The 19,390-nt window shown below is 64.4% G+C and carries 20 protein-coding genes; 9 read left to right on the plus strand and 11 right to left on the minus strand.

What is annotated here, in order from left to right; genetic code table 11:
* Nucleotides 1-16 precede the first annotated feature (16 nt).
* Both QM615_RS07560 and QM615_RS07565 read right to left on the minus strand, forming a co-directional pair.
* On the minus strand, nucleotides 17-2,386 hold the full coding sequence (locus tag QM615_RS07560; protein WP_283347200.1) for a lysylphosphatidylglycerol synthase transmembrane domain-containing protein: 2,370 nt from the start codon (nucleotides 2,384-2,386) through the stop codon (nucleotides 17-19).
* Between the two features lie 9 nt (nucleotides 2,387-2,395).
* Nucleotides 2,396-2,983: a GNAT family N-acetyltransferase gene (locus tag QM615_RS07565; protein WP_283347201.1), complete on the minus strand. Its 588-nt coding sequence runs from the start codon at nucleotides 2,981-2,983 to the stop codon at nucleotides 2,396-2,398.
* Nucleotides 2,984-3,187: 204 nt separating this feature from the next.
* Between QM615_RS07565 and QM615_RS07570 the strand changes: the two genes are divergently transcribed.
* A complete protein-coding gene (locus QM615_RS07570; RefSeq protein ID WP_283347202.1) occupies nucleotides 3,188-4,336 on the plus strand; it encodes a macrolide family glycosyltransferase in 1,149 nt (382 codons plus the stop codon).
* Nucleotides 4,337-4,343: 7 nt separating this feature from the next.
* Here the strand turns inward: QM615_RS07570 and QM615_RS07575 are convergent, their stop codons facing one another.
* The 6 genes from QM615_RS07575 to QM615_RS07600 form a co-directional block, all read right to left on the minus strand.
* Nucleotides 4,344-4,814 carry a hypothetical protein gene (locus QM615_RS07575; RefSeq protein ID WP_283347203.1) on the minus strand — a complete coding sequence of 157 codons (471 nt, stop codon included), beginning with the start codon at nucleotides 4,812-4,814 and terminating at the stop codon, nucleotides 4,344-4,346.
* Nucleotides 4,815-4,883: 69 nt separating this feature from the next.
* Nucleotides 4,884-5,210: an Rv0313 family protein gene (locus QM615_RS07580; protein WP_037194906.1), complete on the minus strand. Its 327-nt coding sequence runs from the start codon at nucleotides 5,208-5,210 to the stop codon at nucleotides 4,884-4,886.
* A gap of 86 nt (nucleotides 5,211-5,296) precedes the next feature.
* Nucleotides 5,297-6,076, minus strand: coding sequence for an AIM24 family protein (locus tag QM615_RS07585; RefSeq protein ID WP_068048501.1), 780 nt, complete (start codon nucleotides 6,074-6,076; stop codon nucleotides 5,297-5,299).
* Complete coding sequence (locus tag QM615_RS07590) at nucleotides 6,046-6,723, minus strand: AIM24 family protein (RefSeq protein ID WP_283347204.1); 678 nt, start codon at nucleotides 6,721-6,723, stop codon at nucleotides 6,046-6,048. Before QM615_RS07590 ends, QM615_RS07585 begins: the two co-directional genes overlap by 31 nt.
* A gap of 1 nt (nucleotide 6,724) precedes the next feature.
* A complete protein-coding gene (locus QM615_RS07595; protein WP_068048507.1) occupies nucleotides 6,725-7,333 on the minus strand; it encodes an AIM24 family protein in 609 nt (202 codons plus the stop codon).
* A 67-nt stretch (nucleotides 7,334-7,400) separates the two neighbouring features.
* On the minus strand, nucleotides 7,401-8,378 hold the full coding sequence (locus tag QM615_RS07600) for an LLM class F420-dependent oxidoreductase (RefSeq protein WP_283347205.1): 978 nt from the start codon (nucleotides 8,376-8,378) through the stop codon (nucleotides 7,401-7,403).
* A gap of 59 nt (nucleotides 8,379-8,437) precedes the next feature.
* On the opposite strand from QM615_RS07600, the gene QM615_RS07605 reads away from it, so the two are divergent.
* Entirely contained in the window at nucleotides 8,438-8,851 is a 414-nt protein-coding gene (locus QM615_RS07605) for a VOC family protein (protein ID WP_283347206.1), read from the plus strand.
* A 3-nt stretch (nucleotides 8,852-8,854) separates the two neighbouring features.
* Here QM615_RS07605 and QM615_RS07610 read toward each other — a convergent pair whose 3' ends face one another.
* Complete coding sequence (locus QM615_RS07610) at nucleotides 8,855-9,958, minus strand: S1C family serine protease (protein WP_283347207.1); 1,104 nt, start codon at nucleotides 9,956-9,958, stop codon at nucleotides 8,855-8,857.
* Between the two features lie 93 nt (nucleotides 9,959-10,051).
* Between QM615_RS07610 and QM615_RS07615 the strand changes: the two genes are divergently transcribed.
* Nucleotides 10,052-10,885, plus strand: a complete 834-nt coding sequence (locus QM615_RS07615) for a DUF72 domain-containing protein (protein ID WP_283347208.1) — start codon at nucleotides 10,052-10,054, stop codon at nucleotides 10,883-10,885.
* Between the two features lie 41 nt (nucleotides 10,886-10,926).
* Here the strand turns inward: QM615_RS07615 and QM615_RS07620 are convergent, their stop codons facing one another.
* A complete protein-coding gene (locus QM615_RS07620; RefSeq protein WP_283347209.1) occupies nucleotides 10,927-11,733 on the minus strand; it encodes an IclR family transcriptional regulator in 807 nt (268 codons plus the stop codon).
* A gap of 109 nt (nucleotides 11,734-11,842) precedes the next feature.
* Here QM615_RS07620 and QM615_RS07625 point away from each other — a divergent pair, with 109 nt between their 5' ends.
* From QM615_RS07625 to QM615_RS07645, 5 genes are all read left to right on the plus strand, one after another.
* On the plus strand, nucleotides 11,843-12,718 hold the full coding sequence (locus tag QM615_RS07625) for an isocitrate lyase/PEP mutase family protein (RefSeq protein ID WP_394855440.1): 876 nt from the start codon (nucleotides 11,843-11,845) through the stop codon (nucleotides 12,716-12,718).
* 5 nt (nucleotides 12,719-12,723) lie between these two features.
* Nucleotides 12,724-13,989: a 3-isopropylmalate dehydratase large subunit gene (locus QM615_RS07630; RefSeq protein ID WP_394855283.1), complete on the plus strand. Its 1,266-nt coding sequence runs from the start codon at nucleotides 12,724-12,726 to the stop codon at nucleotides 13,987-13,989.
* Nucleotides 13,986-14,534 (plus strand): 3-isopropylmalate dehydratase small subunit, encoded by a 549-nt coding sequence (locus QM615_RS07635; protein WP_283347211.1) that lies wholly within the window; start codon nucleotides 13,986-13,988, stop codon nucleotides 14,532-14,534. Before QM615_RS07630 ends, QM615_RS07635 begins: the two co-directional genes overlap by 4 nt.
* Entirely contained in the window at nucleotides 14,531-15,850 is a 1,320-nt protein-coding gene (locus QM615_RS07640; protein ID WP_068048531.1) for an MFS transporter, read from the plus strand. Before QM615_RS07635 ends, QM615_RS07640 begins: the two co-directional genes overlap by 4 nt.
* Before the next feature lie 81 nt (nucleotides 15,851-15,931).
* Complete coding sequence (locus tag QM615_RS07645; RefSeq protein ID WP_283347212.1) at nucleotides 15,932-16,912, plus strand: NAD-dependent epimerase/dehydratase family protein; 981 nt, start codon at nucleotides 15,932-15,934, stop codon at nucleotides 16,910-16,912.
* Nucleotides 16,913-17,092: 180 nt separating this feature from the next.
* Here QM615_RS07645 and QM615_RS07650 read toward each other — a convergent pair whose 3' ends face one another.
* Nucleotides 17,093-17,659 (minus strand): TetR family transcriptional regulator, encoded by a 567-nt coding sequence (locus tag QM615_RS07650; protein WP_149406825.1) that lies wholly within the window; start codon nucleotides 17,657-17,659, stop codon nucleotides 17,093-17,095.
* A gap of 119 nt (nucleotides 17,660-17,778) precedes the next feature.
* Here QM615_RS07650 and QM615_RS07655 point away from each other — a divergent pair, with 119 nt between their 5' ends.
* Nucleotides 17,779-19,362, plus strand: coding sequence for an MFS transporter (locus QM615_RS07655; protein ID WP_094640520.1), 1,584 nt, complete (start codon nucleotides 17,779-17,781; stop codon nucleotides 19,360-19,362).
* The last annotated feature ends 28 nt before the right edge of the window (nucleotides 19,363-19,390 follow it).

Consider the following 19,390-nt stretch of genomic DNA (forward strand, 5'->3'; position numbering starts at 1 on the left):
CGCCGTCTGCAGTGCGTCAGACCATGTCTCGCTTGGTGAGCCACCGTAGTGTCGGCCACCCGAGAAACACCGGCAACCAGCAGGTCAGGACGCGATAGAGCAAGACCGACGGCACGGCGATGGAGGCGGGCACTCCGAAGGCGGCCAGACCACCGATGAGTGCGGCCTCCACGGCACCAACACCGCCCGGCGTCGGCGCGGCCGAGGCCAGAGTTCCGCCGATCATCGTCACGACCGTCACGGTGACGAACGTGGTGCCGCCGCCGAAGGCCTCGATGCTCGCCCACAGTGCGAGCGCGGCACCCAACGTCGTGGCCGCGCAGCCGAGGATGATGATCGAGAAGCGTTTGGGGTCGCGGGCGAGTTCGCCCAGTTCGCCGAGGACTTCCTTGATCTGCGGACGAACGGCGACCCGCAGCCAGCGTCGTAGCTTGGGTACGAACATGAACGTTCCGACGACGCCGAAAGCGGCACCTGCGATGAGGTACAGCACGGTGTTGCCCGGCACCATGTTCGACAGACCGGACGAGGTGCCTGCGACGACGCTGAAGAAGATCAGCAGGCTCACGTGCGTGATCACCTGGACCGATTGTTGCAGCGCCACAGCCGCCGTCGCGCGAACCGTTCCCAATCCACCCTTCTGCAGGAATCGCACGCTCAGGGCCAGTCCGCCGACGCCGGCGGGTGTCGTCGTCGCCGCGAAGGTGTTGGCGACCTGCATCACCGTCAGATTCCAGAAGCTGACCTTGCCCAGCGCGCACGCCCACAACGCGGCTCCGGCACCGACGTACGTCAGCGCGGACACCGCCAGACCGAGCAGAGCCCACCACCAGTTCGCCGAACCGAGTTCGGTGACGAACGCGGGCACCGCACTGATGAACGGGTATGCGACGTAGACCAATCCGATCAACAGCACGAGCGAGATGATCTGGTTGCGGCTGAATCGGGTGACCTGTTCGGCCTCGATCTTGGCGGCACCGGTCTGCTCGAGAACCTCGAGCCGGACTGCCTTCATCGTCTTGTCGGCATCGCGCACCGATTGGCGAATGCGCGGCGGGATGGCGGACTTGGTCAAGCGACCCGATGCCGCAACCACGGTCTCGAAGCCGAGTACGTCGATGGCGGTCGCGACGGCGCGCTGGGAGCCGAACAGGTCTGCGGTGGTGAGCAACAACTGCGCGACGTCGGATTGCATCTGGGAATCCGAGGCACCCAGTTCGGCATGACCGAAGCCACAGAAGAGGGCCTTGCCGTCGTGAACCCGGAGTTCGTTTCGGTGCAGGTCGCCGTGAGAGATCTGGTTCTCGTGCAGAGTGTGCAGGGCCGACCACAGAGCGCCAAGGGTGGCGTCGTCGTGCTCCGCCTCGACCGGATCACCGATGGGAAGGCTGTGCGCGTACAGGGTCCATCCTCTGTCGAGCGCGGCCACCGCCAGCGGGTGACTTCCCGCCGCACCCAACCCCTTGATGGCAAGGCCCATCAGGGCGCGATGCTCGACGGCCCGGCGCATCGACGCGTGCAGTGGCGCAGTTTCGCTGCCACGCAGTGTGATCCACCGCCAGGACTGGCGTAGGGCACCGCCGCTGCGCTGATTCTGCCCGTACAACTCGACCACCACATCGGCGTCGGGAGTGTGTGCGTTCAACACCAACGGGCCGGGGCCGGCCGGGCGGACGACGGTGAAACTGCGAACGGTGACACCGCGGCTGTGGAACAGGCGAACCGCCGCGTCGAGCGGAACCTCCAGCGCAGGTGTGCCGACGAGCAGCACGATGACGGCTCCGACGAGCCAGCCGACCGCAAGCCCGAGCATGGAGCGAGCCGGAACCACGGTGGACACGACCAGGTGCATCGGTACGAAGGCGAGCAACAGCGTCCACCATGCCCGACGCCACTTCGCGGACAGGCCGGGGCCGGAGACCGTCAGAGCCGCAGCCAGCATCGCGATCCAGCGAGAATCGTCGAGGAATTGCGCGAGGAACGTGTCGAGTCGCTCCGGAACGTCGAGGTCCCAGGTGGGAGTGGAGATCCCGGTTCCGGTGATCGACAACGCCAGCGCGGCGAGCAGTGCCGCGGCCGCGTACCCGGCGAGCAGTTTCCATTTGCGGCCCGCGATCAGTCCGATCAGCACGCCGAACGGGAGCGCCAGAATTGCGACGCCGTAGACGATGTAGACGGCATTGGATTGGTCGGGGCTGAGCACGCCGACGATGTTCGACACCGATTGCTCGAGTGCGTCCCACTGATTTCTGGTGATCAGCGAACCGGCGATCACCACACCCAGTAGCGCCGCGGCCGATACGACCCGAATGATGTCGCTGGTTCTGCGCACCAGCGGCTGAAGCAGGTTCCCCGCTACGGGAACGTCCCGCCCATCCACACGCATGGGGTCAACCTACCGTGCGGTACGCCTGCGGAGTTCGTTGCGGACGGTGGGCCATTCGGATTCGATGATCGAGAACACGACGGTATCGCGCAACGAACCGTCGGACATGCGTTGATGATTGCGCAGAATCCCGTCCTGCTTCGCACCCAGTTTCGCGATCGCCGTCCGCGACTGCAGGTTCATCCAATGGGTACGGAATTCGACGGCGATGCATCCCAGTTCCTCGAATGCATGCGTCAGCAGCAGCAGTTTGCTCGCCGGATTGGTGCCGGTTCCGTGCGCGGAGCGGGCATTCCACGTGTATCCGATTTCGACGCGACGGTTGGTGGCGTCTGCGTTGCAGAACGTCGTCGCTCCGATGATCTGCCCGGTGTCGTTGCGGCGCAGCGTGAACGGAAGCATCGTGCCTGCGTCGAGCAATCCGAGTCGACGGTCGATCTCGGCCGCCATGTCCTCGGGCTTCGGAACGCTGGTGTACCAGAGATTCCACAGCTCCCCGTCGCGGGCGGCATCGCACAGACCGTCGAGATGATCGTGGCTCAGCGGCTCGAGGGTCACGAGATCGTCAGTGAGGGTCACCGGTTGCAGAAAGGACATTCGCCGACGATACGTCGGATCTGCCCGTCCGGGAAAGCATGACGATCAGCGCTGCGGTGACGGCCATGAGTACTAGGGCAACCACCTCGGTGAAGGCGGGATCACAGCAGGCGACCATCACGGTCTCGCTACCGTTACTGCTGGATCCGATCGCCGACGAAATTCGCTGGCTCGCGGTGCGCGATGCGCCCTACGGTGGGGATCATGCACATCGCCATGATCGGCACTACGGCTCCCAGCCACATCTATCCATCCCTGGCCGTGATTGCCGAGCTGGTCCGGCGAGGACACCGCGTCACCTATGCCGTCGGTGATTCTCTGCGACACGTGGTCGAACCCGCGGGCGTCGAGGTGGTGCCGTTCACCTCGATACTTCCCGACGGAGAGGCGTCGTGGCCGGATGATCCGGCCGCGGCGATGCAGGTCTTCCTCGACGAGGCGATCGCGTCGTATCCGGTGCTCACCGCGTTCTACGACGACGATCAGCCGGATCTGTTTCTGTACGACATCGGCGGAATGACGGCACCCGTGCTCGGGGTGCGCTACGGGGTGACGGCAGTACAGCTCTCGCCGACGTACGTGGCGTGGGATGGATACGCCGAGGATCTTTCCGATGTACTGACGCCGATGCGTGAATCCGCTGGTGGCCTGCAGTACCACGCTTCGTACACGGCGTGGTTGCGAGAGAACGACATCGACGCCGATCCCTGGGAGTGGATCACCTACCCGCAGCACTGTCTGTCGCTCATCCCGAAAGTGATGCAGCCCAATGCGGATCGGGTACCGGATTCGGTGCAGTTCGTCGGGCCGTGCCTGGACCCGGTACGCCTGCAGGACCGCAGCTGGACCGCGCCCGACGGGCCGATCCTGTACATCTCCTTCGGTACGGGCTACAACGAGCGACCAGAGTTCTACCGACTGTGCATCGAGACCTTCGCGAACACCGACTGGCATCTGGTGATCTCGATCGGCCGACGCGTCGACCCGGCTGCGCTGGGTCAGCTGCCTGCCAATGTGGAACTGCACGAGCATGTTCCGCAGCTCGCGGTGCTCGATGCCGCCACGGTCTTCGTCACTCATGCCGGGATGGGTGGTTGTACCGAAGCGCTGTGGTTCGGTGTCCCGACCGTGGCCATCCCCCAGGCCGTCGATCAATTCGGCAATGCGGCGATGCTCGCCGAACTCGGCGTCGGCGTGCACCTGGAATTCGAGAAGGTCTCGGCTTCGAGCCTGGCCGACGCAGTTGCCCAAGCTCGCCAATTGGCACCGCGCGCAGCGGCGATGAGTGCCCAGGTGCGGGCACACGGTGGCGTCGAACAGGCGGCCGATGCGGTAGAGGCGTTCCGGAACTAGCTCGACGTCACGCCTGTCGAGCTGCGGCCAGGATCTCCAGCTGCGTGAACGTCTCGGCGTAGGTCTCGCGAACCCGATCCCAGGATGCCGTCATGTCCACGCTGTGCGGATCGGGAATCGGCAGCGCGTAACCGTATTGGGAGCGTGGCACAGGATTGCCGGGCAGGACGAGCACCTGTGTGAACGCCGCAGAATCGGGATTGAACGTCAGGGTGTGAGACGCGACGTTCCGGTCCCAATCCTCCGACGGCCACGACAGGAAGATCACATGCTGCGGGCCCTCGGCGACGTCGGTGTACGAGACGTAGCTGCCGTAGTGATCCTCGCCCGGCGACACGATCTTGTACGCGCCGTTGTCGGTGTAGATCAGTAGGGCCTCGGCGAACGGCTTCCGATCGAACAACGCCGTGTACCTGAGCGCGTGCACGAACACGGGTTGTCCCAGCGGGATCGAGACGGACTCTGTGTGTGCGGTCATGAGAATCGACTCCATCTACAGCGAATCCGGTGCAGCCAGCCGCGCTGAGCGCGGTCCAGTGCACCCGATTCAGTCCTCCAGAACGCTGACGCTCACGCCGTAGGGCAGGAAGCGGACGCGTCGGCGCGGGTCGGTGTTGTCCTTGTGCGCACGCAGGGCATCGAGTTCGGTGGCGTAGAGCTGGTCGATCTGAGGTGATCCGGCGTCGTCGACGCTGTAGATCGCCCAGACTCCGTCCCCCTTCTGACCTGTGGTTTCGGGTTCCGGCGGAGCTTTGGGAGCCCCGGCGTTGGAGGCGAACAGCGATCCGACCACCTCTCGTAGTCCCTCGGTTGCCTCACGGGCGAACTTGTCGAAGTCGTCGGATCCGAATCCGAACGGTCCTTGGTTGGCCATGGCTGTACCTCCTGAAGGTGAAACTCCAGTATGCGCGTTCTCTCCGAACAGCCGCCGTGTTCACCGTCGAGGTGCTGCGAGGTGGGCTACTGCTGTAGCCGAGCCCCGATGGTGTTGTGCAGCGCCCGCAGCGAGTTCTGGCCGAGCGAGACCGTCTGCGACTCGACGTACCGCAGCAGGTGTGAATCGTCGAGCACCTTCTCGCTGGACTGGATCAGCACAGTGCCGGCCCCGGTGAAGTCGAACTGACGCTCCTCGCCGCTGTTCGCCCCGAGGAATCCGCGGGCTGCACCGAGAAAGTTCTGCATCCAGTCGGCGTCGAAGTGATGCGACGGCGAGGGGCAATCCGCCCATCCGACAAGGGCCTCCGGGTCGATACGGAGGGGCGGCTCGGCGAACATGACGGGGCCGTTGGACGAGGCCAGGAACTTGCCGGTGCCCAGCAGGGTCAGGAATCCCGGGACGATGGACTGTTTGAGATCCAGAGTCGGCTCGAATGCAAGGAGGTTCGCCGCCCGGATGGTGAGGTTGCCGTCGTCGAGGTCGTAGCTGTTGATGTTGAAACCGCGATCGCCGAGGATCAGCTTGCCCTGACCCTGCGCGAGTACCCAGTCGTTCGAGTACAGCGGAGACGAGAACCGCGCCGCGACGATGGCGGGCATGGACGTCTGCCCGAGCGGCTCGAAGCGAACGTTGCCGTAGTACGCGATCATCGCGCCCTTCGACGTGAACCAAGGCTGGCCTGCGAGTTCGACGCAGAACGCGTAGTCGTTGCCGGGAACGTTGTCGTTGACCGGGAGGGTGTACGGGGTGTGTATTTCCACGACAGTGCTCCCTAGAACTTCTGCTCGGACGCCTGCACCCATACGGTGCCCATGCCGGTCATCTTCAATTGGATCGCCTCGCCGCTGCCCTTGCCGACGGCGTCGCGCCATCCGACGTTCGCAGAGATGTCGACGTTGATGTTTCCGATGTGGCAGACGTACGCCTGCGGATCGACCACCACCTGGGGGTGATCCGGTCCGATCTGCAGCGGAGTCGCGCCCCCGTGCGAGAGAACCGCGACGCTGCCCTGGCCGGTCAGCTGTGTCGTGAACAAGCCTTGCCCGGTCATCGCGCCGCGCACCGCTCCGCGTACTCCGCCCTGCGAGGTCAGAGCCACGATGGAACTCTGGAGGTAGCCGTCGTGCACCAGCAGTCGATCGGCTTCGACGGTGAGCATCGACGAACCGTCGAGATGGATCACCTCGATGTACAACCCGGCGTGACCGTAGAAGACTTCGCCCTGCCCCTCTGCGGCCATCATCGCCACGTGCTCGCCTGCCATCATCCGTCCGGCCATCCCGGCGACGCCGCCCATGCCCGGCACGGCACCCGCGCCGCCACCCATCGAGTGCGGAACGAACCGAACGTCGCCGGTGTAATAGAGCATCGATCCTCGACGCGCGAGCACGTTCTGATTCGGTGCCAGAACGGATTTCACTACCTTGCTGTTGACCAGTTCGAGCGGCACGTCAGCGCTCCTCGGGTTGGATGTAGACGACGCCCTGGCCGTCGAAGCGGAGGGAGAACGCCTCGCCGCTGCCGCCGCCGATGGCGGAACGCCACGTGACGTCGGTGACGAAGCTCTGGTTCAGTTGGCCGCGATGGGCGACGAACGCGTCGGGATCGACGACGAGTGGGTACTGCGGATCGACGGCGAGGGCGATGATCGGCCCACCTTTGGACAGCAATGCCACGGTGCCGGACCCGCTGACGACGGTGGTGAACAGTCCCTGGCCGGAACTGGCACCGCGCAAGCCGGAGAATTTGATGTCGGTCTTCAGTTGCCCTGTGAGAGCCAGCAATTGGGACGACTCTACGTGCAGGTTGTCGCCCTGGACCTCGACGAGAGTGATGTCCTGAGCGTCGACGGCGAAGTAGACGGTGCCCTTGCCGGACACGTCCATCAGCGACAGCGATTCGCCCGTCACCTTCTGTTTGAGTGCGGCGCGAAAACCGCCGCCGCCACCCATACCGGCGCTCTTGAAGGCGACATCGCCCTCGTACGCCACCATCGAGCCCGACATCGCGCGCAGGGAGTCGCCGGTCAGGTCGGCGACCAAGACGCGGTGCCCGTTCATCCTCAGCTGAGCCACGGGGGAACTATGCCACCGCACGCGCCCCCGCGGCTACTGCTGGAGCAAATTTCTAGACGAGCGGCTTCAGAGCTTTGCCTGCCAGTTCGACGGCTCCCGGCTGGTGACCGTTGGTGATCAGGTTGATGATGATGCCGTCGATGCCCTGATCGAGGACCCGCTTCTGTACCTGCTCGGCGACGTCGTCGGGGGTTCCGCAGAAGTGCCGATCGGTGGCCTTCGCGGCGTCCTCCTCGGACAGGTTCGTCAGGTCGAGGCCCTGCTTGAGCACGAACTCACGCTGCAGTTCCTTGGCCTTGTCGCCGTTCTCGTCGATGATGACGAACGCGAGGAAACTCGTCTCGAGGTCCTTGGGGTCGCGGTCGACCTCCTCGCAGCGGGCCTGGACGGCAGCCATCTTGCGCGGCAATTCGTTTGCGTCGCAGATGATGTTGAGGTGATCGGCGAACTGTGCGGCCAAGCCGAACGTCTTCTTCTCGCCACCGCCGCCGAGCATGATCGGCAGGTCGTCGCGGATGCGGGGCTCGTTCATCGCGTTTTCGACCTGGTACCAGAGGCCGTCGAACGTGGGACGCTGGCCGCGGAGCATCGGTTCGATGATCTGCAGTGCCTCGTCGAGTCGCTCGAAACGGTCGGTGAACGTGCCGAACTCGAGTCCGAAGCTCTGGTGCTCGAGTTCGTACCAGCCGGCTCCGATCCCGAGGATCGCGCGACCGCCGCTGACGACGTCCAACGTGGTGACGGTCTTGGCGAGGATCGCCGGGTTGCGGTAGGTGTTGCCGGTGACCAGCGCGGAGAGCTGGATGGTGTCGGTGGCCGTCGCGAGCGCGGACAGCGCAGAGTAGGCCTCGAGCATGGGCTCGTCGGGCTTGCCGATCCCGGGAAGTTGGTAGAAGTGATCCATCACGAATGCGGTGTCGAACCCGGCCGCTTCGGCCTCGCGCGCCTGCGCGATGACCTGGGGAAAGAGCTCTGCGACCGAACCGTCGTAGCTGAAATTGGGCATCTGGTAACCGAGGCGAATAGTCACGAGATCCACGCTACTCGGATATCGGCCCGTGGCATGTGCCGGAGCGCGATAATTCGACGATGACATCCTTGGAGCTGACCAGGCAGCCGTTCTCCGGATTCGCCGTAAACGACCTGCAGGCGGCGCGCACGTTCTATGCCGAGACGCTCGGACTGACGGTCACCGAGAACGAGATGGGCATGCTCGAGCTGCACCTGGGGACCGGGACGATCGTGCTGATCTATCCTCGTCCAGGGCACGTACCCGCGCAGTACACCATCCTGAACTTTCCGGTGGCCGATATCGAGAGCGCTGTCGACGCCTTGATCGCCAAAGGAGTTGTGTTCGAGCAGTATCCGGACATACAGGGTCGTTCCGCAGGCTCCACTCCTGCCATGCGTACCGACGAGAAGGGAATCTTTCGCCATGGCGGACCGCTGATCGCCTGGTTCACCGACCCGGCGGGCAATGTGTTGTCGGTGCTGCAGGACTGACCCTCAGGCTGTCGGCATTCCCGCGGCGAGTGTGATTGTGCCGGAGCTGGTTACGCCTGCGTCATCGACCCATTCGACGACGGCGGGCTCGCCGGGACGACGTCCGAGCAGCGCCTCCGACAGGTCCGACGAGGATTCGATCTCGGCGCCGTCGAACGTCACGATCACGTCCCCCGCGGACAATCCCAGCACCTCCGCCGGGGAATCGAACGTCACCGATACGACTGCCGCCCCGATCGCCGGCTTGTTCTCGAAGACCGACACATCGCGCACCGAGACCCCGAAATACGGTGTGGGGCCCACATGCACTGTGCCGCCCGACTGCCCGGCGATCACCTGATCGAGCACCGCGACCGCCTCGGAGATGGGGACGGCATACGCCTCGGGCGCCTGTGGCGGTGAGAACTCGGTGCCGTTGCGCGCCTCGTCGGACAATCCCGCGGTGTTCACACCCACCACCCGGCCCCAGGCATCGAAGAGGGGCCCGCCCGAATCCCCCGCTCGCACATCGGCATCGACGCGAATCATTCGCTCCAACGTATTTCCCGAACCGTCCACCGAACTGCGCGTACGCACCTGCTGATCGAGGGCGGTCACCGCTCCCGGTGCCGGAACCAAGACCCCTGCACCCGAGGCATTCCCGACGGCGGTCACCGCATCACCCACCTCGGGAAGTGGGTCCGGGGCAAGCTCGACCACCGGCAGGTCGGCCGCGGTGATCAACTGCACGACAGCCACGTCACGAGATTTGTCGTAACCCAACACGGTGGCGTCGTAGATGAGTCCGTTGCCCATGTGCACTGCACTGATCTCGGTGGCATTTTCGACGACATGAAAGTTGGTGAGCACGATTCCGTCGGGGGCGACGACGAAGCCCGTGCCCGCGACCCCGGAGAATCCTGCGGACGCCGACAAGGTGACGACGGTGGGATCGACGCGAGCTGTGAGCTCTTCGAGCGTCAGGGGTGGCGGTTCGGCGACGGGCGCGACGGCCGGTGCCGGAGTTGCGACGAAGTCCGCGGTTCCGGGATCGAGCGACGGCGTCGCGAAGAGCCACACGCCGGCAGCGACCAGCGTCAACACCACCGCTCGTCCACCCGACCGCATAGAGACCGATTATGGTCCGGTGGCGATGGTGGTGCCAGCTAGTTGGCAATCACGGCCTGCGGCCCTCCCTGTGCGCCCGTCTACAGTCTGCTCATGCCCGCGTCGCGTCGACCCCGAGTTCTCATCGGCATCTCCGGCTGGACGTACGCGCCGTGGCGAGGAGATTTCTATCCGGCGGGCTTGGCGCATCGCAAGGAACTCGGGTACGCGTCGGAACATCTGACATCGATCGAGATCAACGGCACGTTCTATGCGATGCAGAAGCCGTCGAGCTTCACCAAGTGGCACGACGAGACGCCGGACGACTTCGTGTTCTCCATCAAGGGTGGTCGGTACGTCACCCACGTCAAGCGGCTCGTCGGAGTCGAGGCGGCACTCGCGAACTTCTTCGCCACCGGGGTGCTGACGCTGGGCGACAAGCTCGGACCGTTCCTGTGGCAGTTGCCGCCGAACCTCGAATTCGACGCGCAGAAGATGTCCGATTTCTTTGCCATGTTGCCCCGAACGGTCTCTGCTGCAGTCTCGTTGGCGGGCATGAGGGACGACAAATTGGCCGAGGATCGAGTGTTGTTGCCTGCTTCGTCGTCGCGGCCGCTGCGGCACTGCGTGGAAGCGCGGCATCAGAGTTTCGCCTCGGACGCGGCAGTGGAGTTGCTGCGACAGAACGATATTGCGTTCGTCGTCGCCGACACCGCCGGCAAGTACCCGTACGTCGACACCCCTACAGCCGATTTCATGTACGTCCGCCTGCACGGCGACGAGGAGCTGTACGCCAGCGGCTACACGGATGCGGCGCTCGATCGATGGGCCGCGAAGATCTCGGACTGGACGGCCACGGGCAGAGACGTCCACGTGTACTTCGACAACGACATCAAGGGCTACGCACCCTTCGACGCAATGAAACTGATCGAGAGACTCGGTAGATGAGTATTCGGCTCTCTAGGTCAGATCATAGATATGCGGATAGTTCAATGTTCTCCTCCTGGCGCAGGTAGAGCTTCTGCAACCCGAGACAAACTCTTCGCGGCGGCCAGAATCGTCGTGACCTTCGCGCTCAGGGCATCGCCCTCGAATGTCTCCGCTCGGCCGCCAACGCTGATCGACGCAACGACCGCGGCGTCTCGTCCGAGTATCGGTGCGCCGACGGCCGCGACGCCGGTGAGGTAGTCCGAATTGCTCAATGCGTACCCCTTCGATCGGATCTGTTCGAGGCGTGTCAGCAACTCGTCCGGCGCCGTCGGTGTTCGATCCGTGAAGGCCGGTAGATCCTGGGTGAGCCAGCGGTCGCGAATCCGAGCAGAGAATGCCAGCATGGCCATCGGGCCTGCGGTGGCGTGATACGGGAGAACCGAACCGATGGAAATACCCGCGACCACAAGGGGATTGCTCCCCTCATGGCGATCGATGCAAACGGCTCCCTCGTCTGCGGGAACCATGAGATACGCAGTGTCGCCGAACTTTTCGGCAATCTCCGACAGGTACGGTTGTGCCGCACCGCGGATGTCGAGTTGGGTCAGTGCCGACGATCCGATCTCGAAAACGGGCATGGCGATTCGATACGAGCCTTCGGCCGTCCGGTCCACCCAGCCGGCGTGGATCAGTGTGGTCATCAGTCTGTGCACTGTCGTCTTGTTCATTCGACTTGCCGTCGTCAGCTCGTTGAGCGTCCACACGGGGTGCGTCGTATCGAAATGATCGAGCAGCGTGCAGGCCTTGACCACCGCGCCCACGATGTCGCGGCCGGCGTGGTCGTCGGACTCGGTGGGCGATGCCACGTGTGCTCCTTCGATCGGACTGGGAAGTGCTGCCGCCATCCTACGAACCCCCCTTGACTTGTGATCGCCACCACTCTAGTTTCGGAATGCGTTCCGCAATACGAAATGGATGGTGCTCATGACCGCGACACTCAGAGATCTGACCGAACAGGGCCTGGTGTATGCCCCGGGCGTATGGGACGGACTGACGGCGAAGCTGGCCGAACAGGCCGGGTTCTCGGCCTTGTGCGCATCCGGCTTCGCCGTGTCGGCGGCCCTCGGGCTGCCCGACGCGGAGCTCTACACGATGACCGAGAACCTCCAGGCGGTGCGCACGATCGGCGAAGCGTCCTCCCTCCCGCTCGTCGCGGACATCGACACCGGCTACGGCAACGCCGTCAACGCGGCGCGGACCGCGGGCCGATTCGCTGCCGCGGGCGTGCAGGGCGTCTTTATGGAAGACCAGCTCTCACCCAAGAAGTGCCCGATCTGCGTCGGCGAGCCGGTGGACCTCATCAGCATCGAGGAAGCGTCGGGCAAAGTACGGGCCGTCCGGGATTCGCTGCCGGAGCACGTCCTGATGATCGCCCGCACCGATGCTCGTGGCGACGACGCGATCCGACGCGCCACCGCGTACGTCGACGCCGGTGCCGACATGATCATGCCCGTCACGAAGACTTTCGAGACCGCCGACGAGTGGGCTCGCTGTCATGACGCGGTAGGCGTTCCGCTGATGGCGACTTTGACCGCGTCGACCTGGACCGAGCGTGAGTTCACCCCCGAGGTTCTCGGGCAGATCGGCGTTCGACTCGCCCTGCTGCCCACCCAGGTGCTGATGGCCGCCACCGGAGCAGCTCGTGAGGCTCTGCGCCGATTGGCCGGAGGTGAAGCGCCGGCCGACGTGAGCGCCGACGCGTTGCAGCACCACGAGTTCGTCGATCTCATCGGCTTCCCGGAAGTGGAAGCAGCACAACGCAAGTACCTTCCTGCCGACGCGAAGGTGTGATCGGTATGAGCTCCGACGCACTGACGATGGTCGAGAAGATCCTCGGCCGAACCTGTGATGCCGATGTGGTGCACGCTGGAGAGAATCACGCCGTCCGGCCCGCTCGCATGATTGCCTACGATTTCCCCGGCTACACCGACGTGATGTTCCGGCAGATGCGCGAGGACTTCGGCATCACCGAACTCGACGACCCATCTCGCTACGTCGTCTTCATCGACCACATGCTCACCAAGAAGAACGCCAAAGAGCAAGAGGTGCATCAGGTCACGCGAGACTGGTGCGAGTTCTACGGCATCGAGCTGCACGAGGGCCGAGGCATCGGCCACCAGCTCACTGCCGAACTCGGACTCGCGACGCCAGGAGACTTTCTCGTCCACTTCGACGGGCACATCAGCGGAATCGGTGCCTTCGGTGCACTGGGTTGGGGCATCCGTCGGGATCTGATCGAGGCCTGGGTGACGGGACAGCTGTACGTCGACATCCCGGCCACCACACGGTTCGACCTCGTGGGTGAGTTCGGTGCCGGCGTCGACAGTCGCGATCTCGTTCACACGATCATCGACCTGGTCGGTGCCGACGGATGTGCCCATCAGGTGATGGAGTTCGGTGGTCCCGGAGCGCGGTCGATGAAGATCGACCACCGCCAGGGTCTCTGCGGAATGGCGATGTTCACCGGTGCGGTCTCGGCGATCTTCGAACCCGACGAACTGTCTCTCGCCTACGCCCACGACGTCGCCCGGCAGGCGTTCACCCCCGTGCTCCCCGACGAGGGTGCCACTTACGCGGCGCACCACACCATCGACCTGTCGACCATCGTTCCGCAGGTGGTGCAACCCGGTTCGGCTCGAGCAGCCAACACCCACACCGCTGCCGATCTGGCCGGAATCCCGATCACGAAGGCGTTCATCGGATCCTGTGCCAGCGGCCGCATCGAGGACCTGCGCGCTGCTGCACTGGTGCTCGACGGGCGGACCGTCGCCCCCGGCGTCGAGTTGAACGTGGTACCGACCTCCCAGAAGGTGCACGATCAAGCCGAAAGCGAAGGGCTGCTGGACATCCTGCGGTCAGCTGGTGCACACATCGCGGTGTCGAGCTGCGACTTCTGCTTCGGATACCAGAAGCCCCTCGCGGCCGGCGAGAACTGTATCTCCACCGGGGTGCTCAACATCTCCGGGCGAATGGGTAGCTCCGACGCCAACATCTACATGGGTTCGCCCTTCACCGTCGCGGCCAGCGCCCTCGCCGGGACGATCGCGCAGGTGGGGTCGTGAGCGCCTACCCGCCTCCGCCCGACGTCATCGACGGTGCGGTCGCGTGGATATTCGGTGACGACTTCGATATCGACCTGGTCGTGGGCGTTGCGAACATCAAGTCCTACGACCCCGATCATTTGAGGTCGGTCTGCATGGCGGCGTACGACCCGGAATTCGTGGATCGAGTTCGACCCGGAGACATCATCGTCGGTGGGCGGAACTTCGGCTACGGACATCCGCACTATCCGCCGATGGTCGCGCTGCGCAACCTGGGCATCAGCGCCGTTGTGGCGGAATCGTTCTCGCCTGGATTCTGGCGTGGAGAGACCTTCAACGGTATGCCCCTGATCACCGTTCCCGGGATATCCGACGCGGTGGCCGTTGGCGACGATGTCAGACTCGACTGGCGTCGGGCCGAGGTGTCGAAGCAGGACGGCACCACGATCACCGGCCATCCACCGAATGCCCGAACCGTCGCCGTCATCGAAGCGGGCGGTTCGTACGAACTTCTTCTCTCCGAACACCGAAGCAAGCAACCACTCACAGAAGGATCAGCGCGATGACGAACACCGAACACTCCCGCGCAGGAGTTGCACCGCCCAAGGCGGACACCACGACCGCGCGTCGAGCTGCGCTGGCCGGAGGTGTCGGTACGCTCATCGAGTACTACGACTTCGCGGTCTACGGCTTCCTCGCCGTCATCATCGCACCGCTGTTCTTCCCATCCACCAGCCCAGGCGTGTCGATTCTCGCGACCCTGGCCGTGTTCGGCGTCGCCTATGTCGCCCGTCCGCTCGGCGGAATCTTCTTCGGTCGGCTCGGAGACCGCAAGGGTCGTCGGCACGCCCTCGTCATCACCGTGGTGTGCATGGGTGTTGCCTGCGGCATTCTCGGACTGCTGCCGACGCACTCGAGTGTCGGGGTGCTGGCCCCCGTTCTGCTGGTCATCATCAGGCTCGCCCAGGGATTCTCGGCAGGTGGTGAGATCGGCGGTGCCGCAACCTACATCGCCGAGTCGGCACCGCCGAACCGTCGAGGATTCTTCGGGTCCTTCACGCCGGTGGGATCGACTCTCGGCTTCGCCGTCGCGGCAGCCGTCGTCGGGCTCGTGGCTCTGATCACGACCGACGAACAAATGTCGTCGTGGGGATGGCGCATCCCGTTCCTGCTGGCTCTGCCCCTGGCCTTCGTATGCCTCCGTGTGCGGCTCAAGCTCGAGGACAGCCCGGAGTTCGAGGAAATGGCAGCCAAGAACGAGGTCGCCAAGAGCCCGTTGAGCGACGTGGTGAAGAAGCAACCGTGGTCGGTGCTACGCGTCGTCGGCATCGCGATCGCCATGAACGGATCCGGGTACATCGGACTGACCTACTTCAGCGTGTATCTGATCAACGACCTCGGCTTCTCGAAAGACTCGGTGTACTGGACGTCGGCTGTGGCAATTGCATTGGCCTGCGCCACATTTCCGCTGAGTGGGATGCTCACCGACAGATTCGGCCGCAAACCGGTGCTGCTGTTCGGCTATGTGGCCTACGTGATCATTGCGCTGCCGGTGTTCATGATTCTCGGTGCCACGTCGAGCATTCTCGTCGTCGGCGTCGTCTACTTCGTCTACATGGTGCTCAACGGCGTGGTGCAGGTCCCGGCTTTCCCGCTGTTCACCGAACTCTTTCCTCGGGCAGTTCGCTACACCGGAGTGTCGTTGGGCTTCAACATCGGAACGATCGCGGCAGGTGGAACGGCACCCTACGTGGCGGCACAATTGGTCGAATCGACCGGCAATGCCATGTCACCGGCGTACTGGGTCATGGGCGTGTGCGTCATCGGTGTAGCGACGGTACTGACCATCAAGGAGACGGGACACAGCAAGCTTCCTGTGTAGCCCGAGCCGCTCTGCTGTGAGCAGAGATCCGAACCGGGCGTTCGGCAGAACGGACGGACTGCTCACCGGCACACTGGATTCATGAAGCTATTGGTCCTCGGTGGCAGCGACTTCGTGGGGCGAACTGCCGTCGAACATGCTCTCGATCTGCAGTGGGACGTCACGGTACTCAATCGCGGCACAACCGCGTCGGATCCTCGTGTCACACAACTTCGGGGAGACAGACGCTCGCCCGACGGACTGAATGAGATCCGAGAAGATAACTGGGACATAGTCTTCGACACCTGGTCGTGGGAACCGGACGTGGTGGCACAGTCGGCGGCGCTGCTCGCCGGTCGAGTCGGTAGCTACGTGTATGTCTCCAGCCGTTCGGTGTACGACGCCCCGCAAGCGGGAGCTACCGAGACCTGGCCGACGGTGCAGGGACCTGGCGAGGACTATGCGCGATGCAAGCTCGGCGGCGAGCAGGCCGTAGTCACCGGCTTCGGTACTGATTCGTTGCTGGTTCGCGCCGGTCTGATCCTGGGACCCTACGAAAATATCGGTCGACTTCCCTGGTGGCTGAACAGAATCGAGCACGCCGGGGATGTGCTTGCGCCCGGTCCGGTCGATCTGGCACTGCAGTACATCGATGCCCGTGATCTGGTCGCTTGGAGTCTGGACGCTGCCGCCCGGGGTCTCGGCGGGGCATTCGACGTGGTGAGTCGGCCGGGTCACGCCACGATCGGCGAGCTTCTGCAGTGCTGCATCGCCGCCACCCGGTCCGACGCACGCTTGTGCTGGGTGGAGCCGGACGTGCTCCGCACTGCAGGTGTGCAGCCGTGGACGGAGCTCCCGATCTGGATTCCGCCGGGCGCGGATCATGATTCGCTGCATGCATCCGACGTATCGAAGGCATTCGCCGCGGGGCTTCGGACGCGACCGATTCAGGAGACCGTCGCGGACACGTGGACGTGGCTGCAATCGCTGAAAGGTCGATCGCCGATGAGGAGTGATCGACGACCAGTCGGGCTCTCGGCAGACCGTGAAGCGGCGATTCTGGCGGCCTGCGGGCTCATGTGAGTTGGCGAGGTACGCGTAGGGAACAGATGCGCGCGGAATTGTCAGACGCGTTCGGAATCGTCAACGGATCGGTGTCGAATTCGCGCGCGTATGGCGAACGCGCGCGCGTTTGCGGGAAAATCGGCCCGCTACCCAACTATTCGTAACTCTTCACTCGAAGCTAGATGTCGATAGACATTGCTACGGAGTGCAGAGTCGCCGGACCGCTGCTTCGATTTTCGACGCCCGACGCTGGTGTTCGGCGTCATCGACGGGTCCGCAGTCACTGCCGGGCGCGGTCATCCAGGCGGAGGTGATGCCGAAGATCATGGTGAACAGGTCGTCGACGGTGAAGGCGTCGGAGATCAGTCCGTTCTGCTGCGCGGCCGCCATGGCGTTTCGCCGCTCGGCGATCACCGCATGGATGTCGTCGGCGCCGGCGACCGCCGTGCCGCCTTGAAGCTGCGTCCACAGCAGCAGTCGGTGCTCCTGGGGATTCGCGGCGAGGTGCAGATATTCGCGCGCGGCGTATCCCCCGAGATCGTCGACGGTGAAGGGAACCGACTCCAGGAAGCGCGCGAATCCGTCTTCCACGACGGCCCGGAACAGTGCTTCCTTGTCTCCGAAGTATGCGTACAGGCGTTCCTTGCTCGCCTTGGCCGAGACCGCGATGCGATCGACCCGTGCCCCGGCCAGGCCGTGCTCGGAGAATTCTGCGCGGGCAGCGACGACGATGCGGGCGCGGGTGGCGCTTGCGTCAGGCTTCATGGCGACCACCCTACCGCCAACCAACTAGTTCGTTTGACAGTCGGTCCATCGTCGCTTACCTTTTCGGTCGGGACATTTTTCGTGCCCAGAGAATCAACGAGTACGAGTGGGGTAGAAACATGTCGCAGGTCTCCGAACACGGGGCGCTGGCCGAGAATCCGAATTACGAACGCCGCTGGTTGGTGCTCTGCATCGTCGCCATCACGCAGCTCACGATCGTGTTGGACGGCACCATCGTCAACATCGCCCTGCCGCAGGCGCAGATCGACCTCGGCATCAGCGACACCAGCCGCACCTGGGTGATCACCGCATACGCGCTGGCGTTCGGCGCGCTGCTGCTGCTCGGTGGTCGAATCGCGGACTACTGGGGCCGCAAGCGCTCGTTCATCGTCGGCATGGCCGGCTTCGCCGTTGCCTCCGCCGTCGGCGGACTCGCCCAAGAGGGCTGGCAGCTGTTCATCGCACGCGCAGGTCAGGGCGTCTTCGCTGCACTGCTCGCACCCGCAGCGCTGGCGATCCTGACGGTCACCTTCACCGACACCAAGGAGCGCGCCAAGGCATTCGGCGTGTTCGGCGCGATCGCCGGTGGCGGCGCAGCCGTCGGACTGCTCCTCGGTGGAGTGCTCACCGAGTACGCGAACTGGCGCTGGTGCCTGCTCGTCAACATCCCCGTCGCCATCATTGCGATCGCCGCCGCAGTCCCGCTGGTCAAGGAGAGCAAGGCACACGGCGACACCCGCTACGACCTGCCCGGAGCGATCCTCGTCGCGCTCGGACTGGCCTCGCTGGTCTACGGCTTCACCGAAGCCGAGGACGGCTGGGCGACGGTACCCACCATCTCCTTCATCGCTCTCGGCCTCGCGCTGCTCGCCGCGTTCGTCGTGGTCGAATCCAAGTCCGCCAACCCGCTGCTCCCCCTGAGCGTTCTGCTCGACCGCGACCGCGGTGCCGCATACATCGGGTCGGCCGTCATCGGTGCAGCACTGCTCGGTGGCACGTTGTATCTGACCTTCTACTTCCAGATCGTGCTCCAGATGAGCCCGGTCATCGCCGGTGTCGCGTCGCTGCCCATGACCGGCGGAATCCTGATCACCGCCGCGATCGCCTCGGCACTCGTACCGAAGATCGGGCCCAAGCCGATGATGGCCGTCGGGCCCGTCGTCTCGGCGATCGGCCTGCTGCTGCTCACGCAGATCGGCGTCGACACCTCGTACTGGACGCACGTGCTCCCCGGAGTCGTACTGCTCGGGCTCGGTCTCGGCCTGCTGATGGTGCCGATGCAGAACGTCGCTCTCATCGGCGTCCCCGATCACGATGCGGGTGCCGCATCCGCGCTGATCAACGCGACGCTTCAGGTCGGCGGCGCACTCGGCGCAGCGGTGTTCACCACGGTGTACACCTCGTCGAAGACGACGTTCCTCGCCGAGAACCCGGCACCGACGCCGCCCGCAGGAGTTCCTGCGGAGGCTCTTGCCGGCCAGGAAATCCCCAGCGACGAGATGCTGGCCGCGCTACCGGAACCGATCCGCAACTTCGTGCTCGCCACCATCGATCACGCTTTCGCAGCCGAGGTGTCGGGCTACGCGTGGGCCTTCGGAACCGCCGCGATCCTGGTCGCGTTGGTGTGCCCGGTCGTGCTGGTACTGGTCCGTGCCAAGAAGGACGACCTGCCAGTCGGGGACACTCCGGTCCACATCGGCTAGCGCATACGAGAACAGAACCCCGCTGCTC

This window comes from Rhodococcus sp. IEGM 1341, from assembly GCF_030056895.1.
GTDB lineage: Bacteria > Actinomycetota > Actinomycetes > Mycobacteriales > Mycobacteriaceae > Rhodococcoides.

Excerpts from the sequence above, each read along its gene's own strand:
- QM615_RS07595 (WP_068048507.1), bottom strand. The coding sequence starts at position 7,333 with ATGAACGGGCACCGCGTCTTGGTCGCCGACCTGACCGGCGACTCCCTG.
- QM615_RS07615 (WP_283347208.1), top strand. The coding sequence starts at position 10,052 with ATGCCCGCGTCGCGTCGACCCCGAGTTCTCATCGGCATCTCCGGCTGG.
- QM615_RS07605 (WP_283347206.1), top strand. The coding sequence starts at position 8,438 with ATGACATCCTTGGAGCTGACCAGGCAGCCGTTCTCCGGATTCGCCGTA.
- QM615_RS07610 (WP_283347207.1), bottom strand. The coding sequence starts at position 9,958 with ATGCGGTCGGGTGGACGAGCGGTGGTGTTGACGCTGGTCGCTGCCGGC.
- QM615_RS07570 (WP_283347202.1), top strand. The coding sequence starts at position 3,188 with ATGCACATCGCCATGATCGGCACTACGGCTCCCAGCCACATCTATCCA.
- QM615_RS07575 (WP_283347203.1), bottom strand. The coding sequence starts at position 4,814 with ATGACCGCACACACAGAGTCCGTCTCGATCCCGCTGGGACAACCCGTG.
- QM615_RS07630 (WP_394855283.1), top strand. The coding sequence starts at position 12,724 with ATGAGCTCCGACGCACTGACGATGGTCGAGAAGATCCTCGGCCGAACC.
- QM615_RS07645 (WP_283347212.1), top strand. The coding sequence starts at position 15,932 with ATGAAGCTATTGGTCCTCGGTGGCAGCGACTTCGTGGGGCGAACTGCC.
- QM615_RS07565 (WP_283347201.1), bottom strand. The coding sequence starts at position 2,983 with ATGTCCTTTCTGCAACCGGTGACCCTCACTGACGATCTCGTGACCCTC.
- QM615_RS07585 (WP_068048501.1), bottom strand. The coding sequence starts at position 6,076 with ATGGGTGCAGGCGTCCGAGCAGAAGTTCTAGGGAGCACTGTCGTGGAA.
- QM615_RS07650 (WP_149406825.1), bottom strand. The coding sequence starts at position 17,659 with ATGAAGCCTGACGCAAGCGCCACCCGCGCCCGCATCGTCGTCGCTGCC.
- QM615_RS07640 (WP_068048531.1), top strand. The coding sequence starts at position 14,531 with ATGACGAACACCGAACACTCCCGCGCAGGAGTTGCACCGCCCAAGGCG.
- QM615_RS07580 (WP_037194906.1), bottom strand. The coding sequence starts at position 5,210 with ATGGCCAACCAAGGACCGTTCGGATTCGGATCCGACGACTTCGACAAG.
- QM615_RS07625 (WP_394855440.1), top strand. The coding sequence starts at position 11,843 with ATGGTGCTCATGACCGCGACACTCAGAGATCTGACCGAACAGGGCCTG.
- QM615_RS07560 (WP_283347200.1), bottom strand. The coding sequence starts at position 2,386 with ATGCGTGTGGATGGGCGGGACGTTCCCGTAGCGGGGAACCTGCTTCAG.
- QM615_RS07655 (WP_094640520.1), top strand. The coding sequence starts at position 17,779 with ATGTCGCAGGTCTCCGAACACGGGGCGCTGGCCGAGAATCCGAATTAC.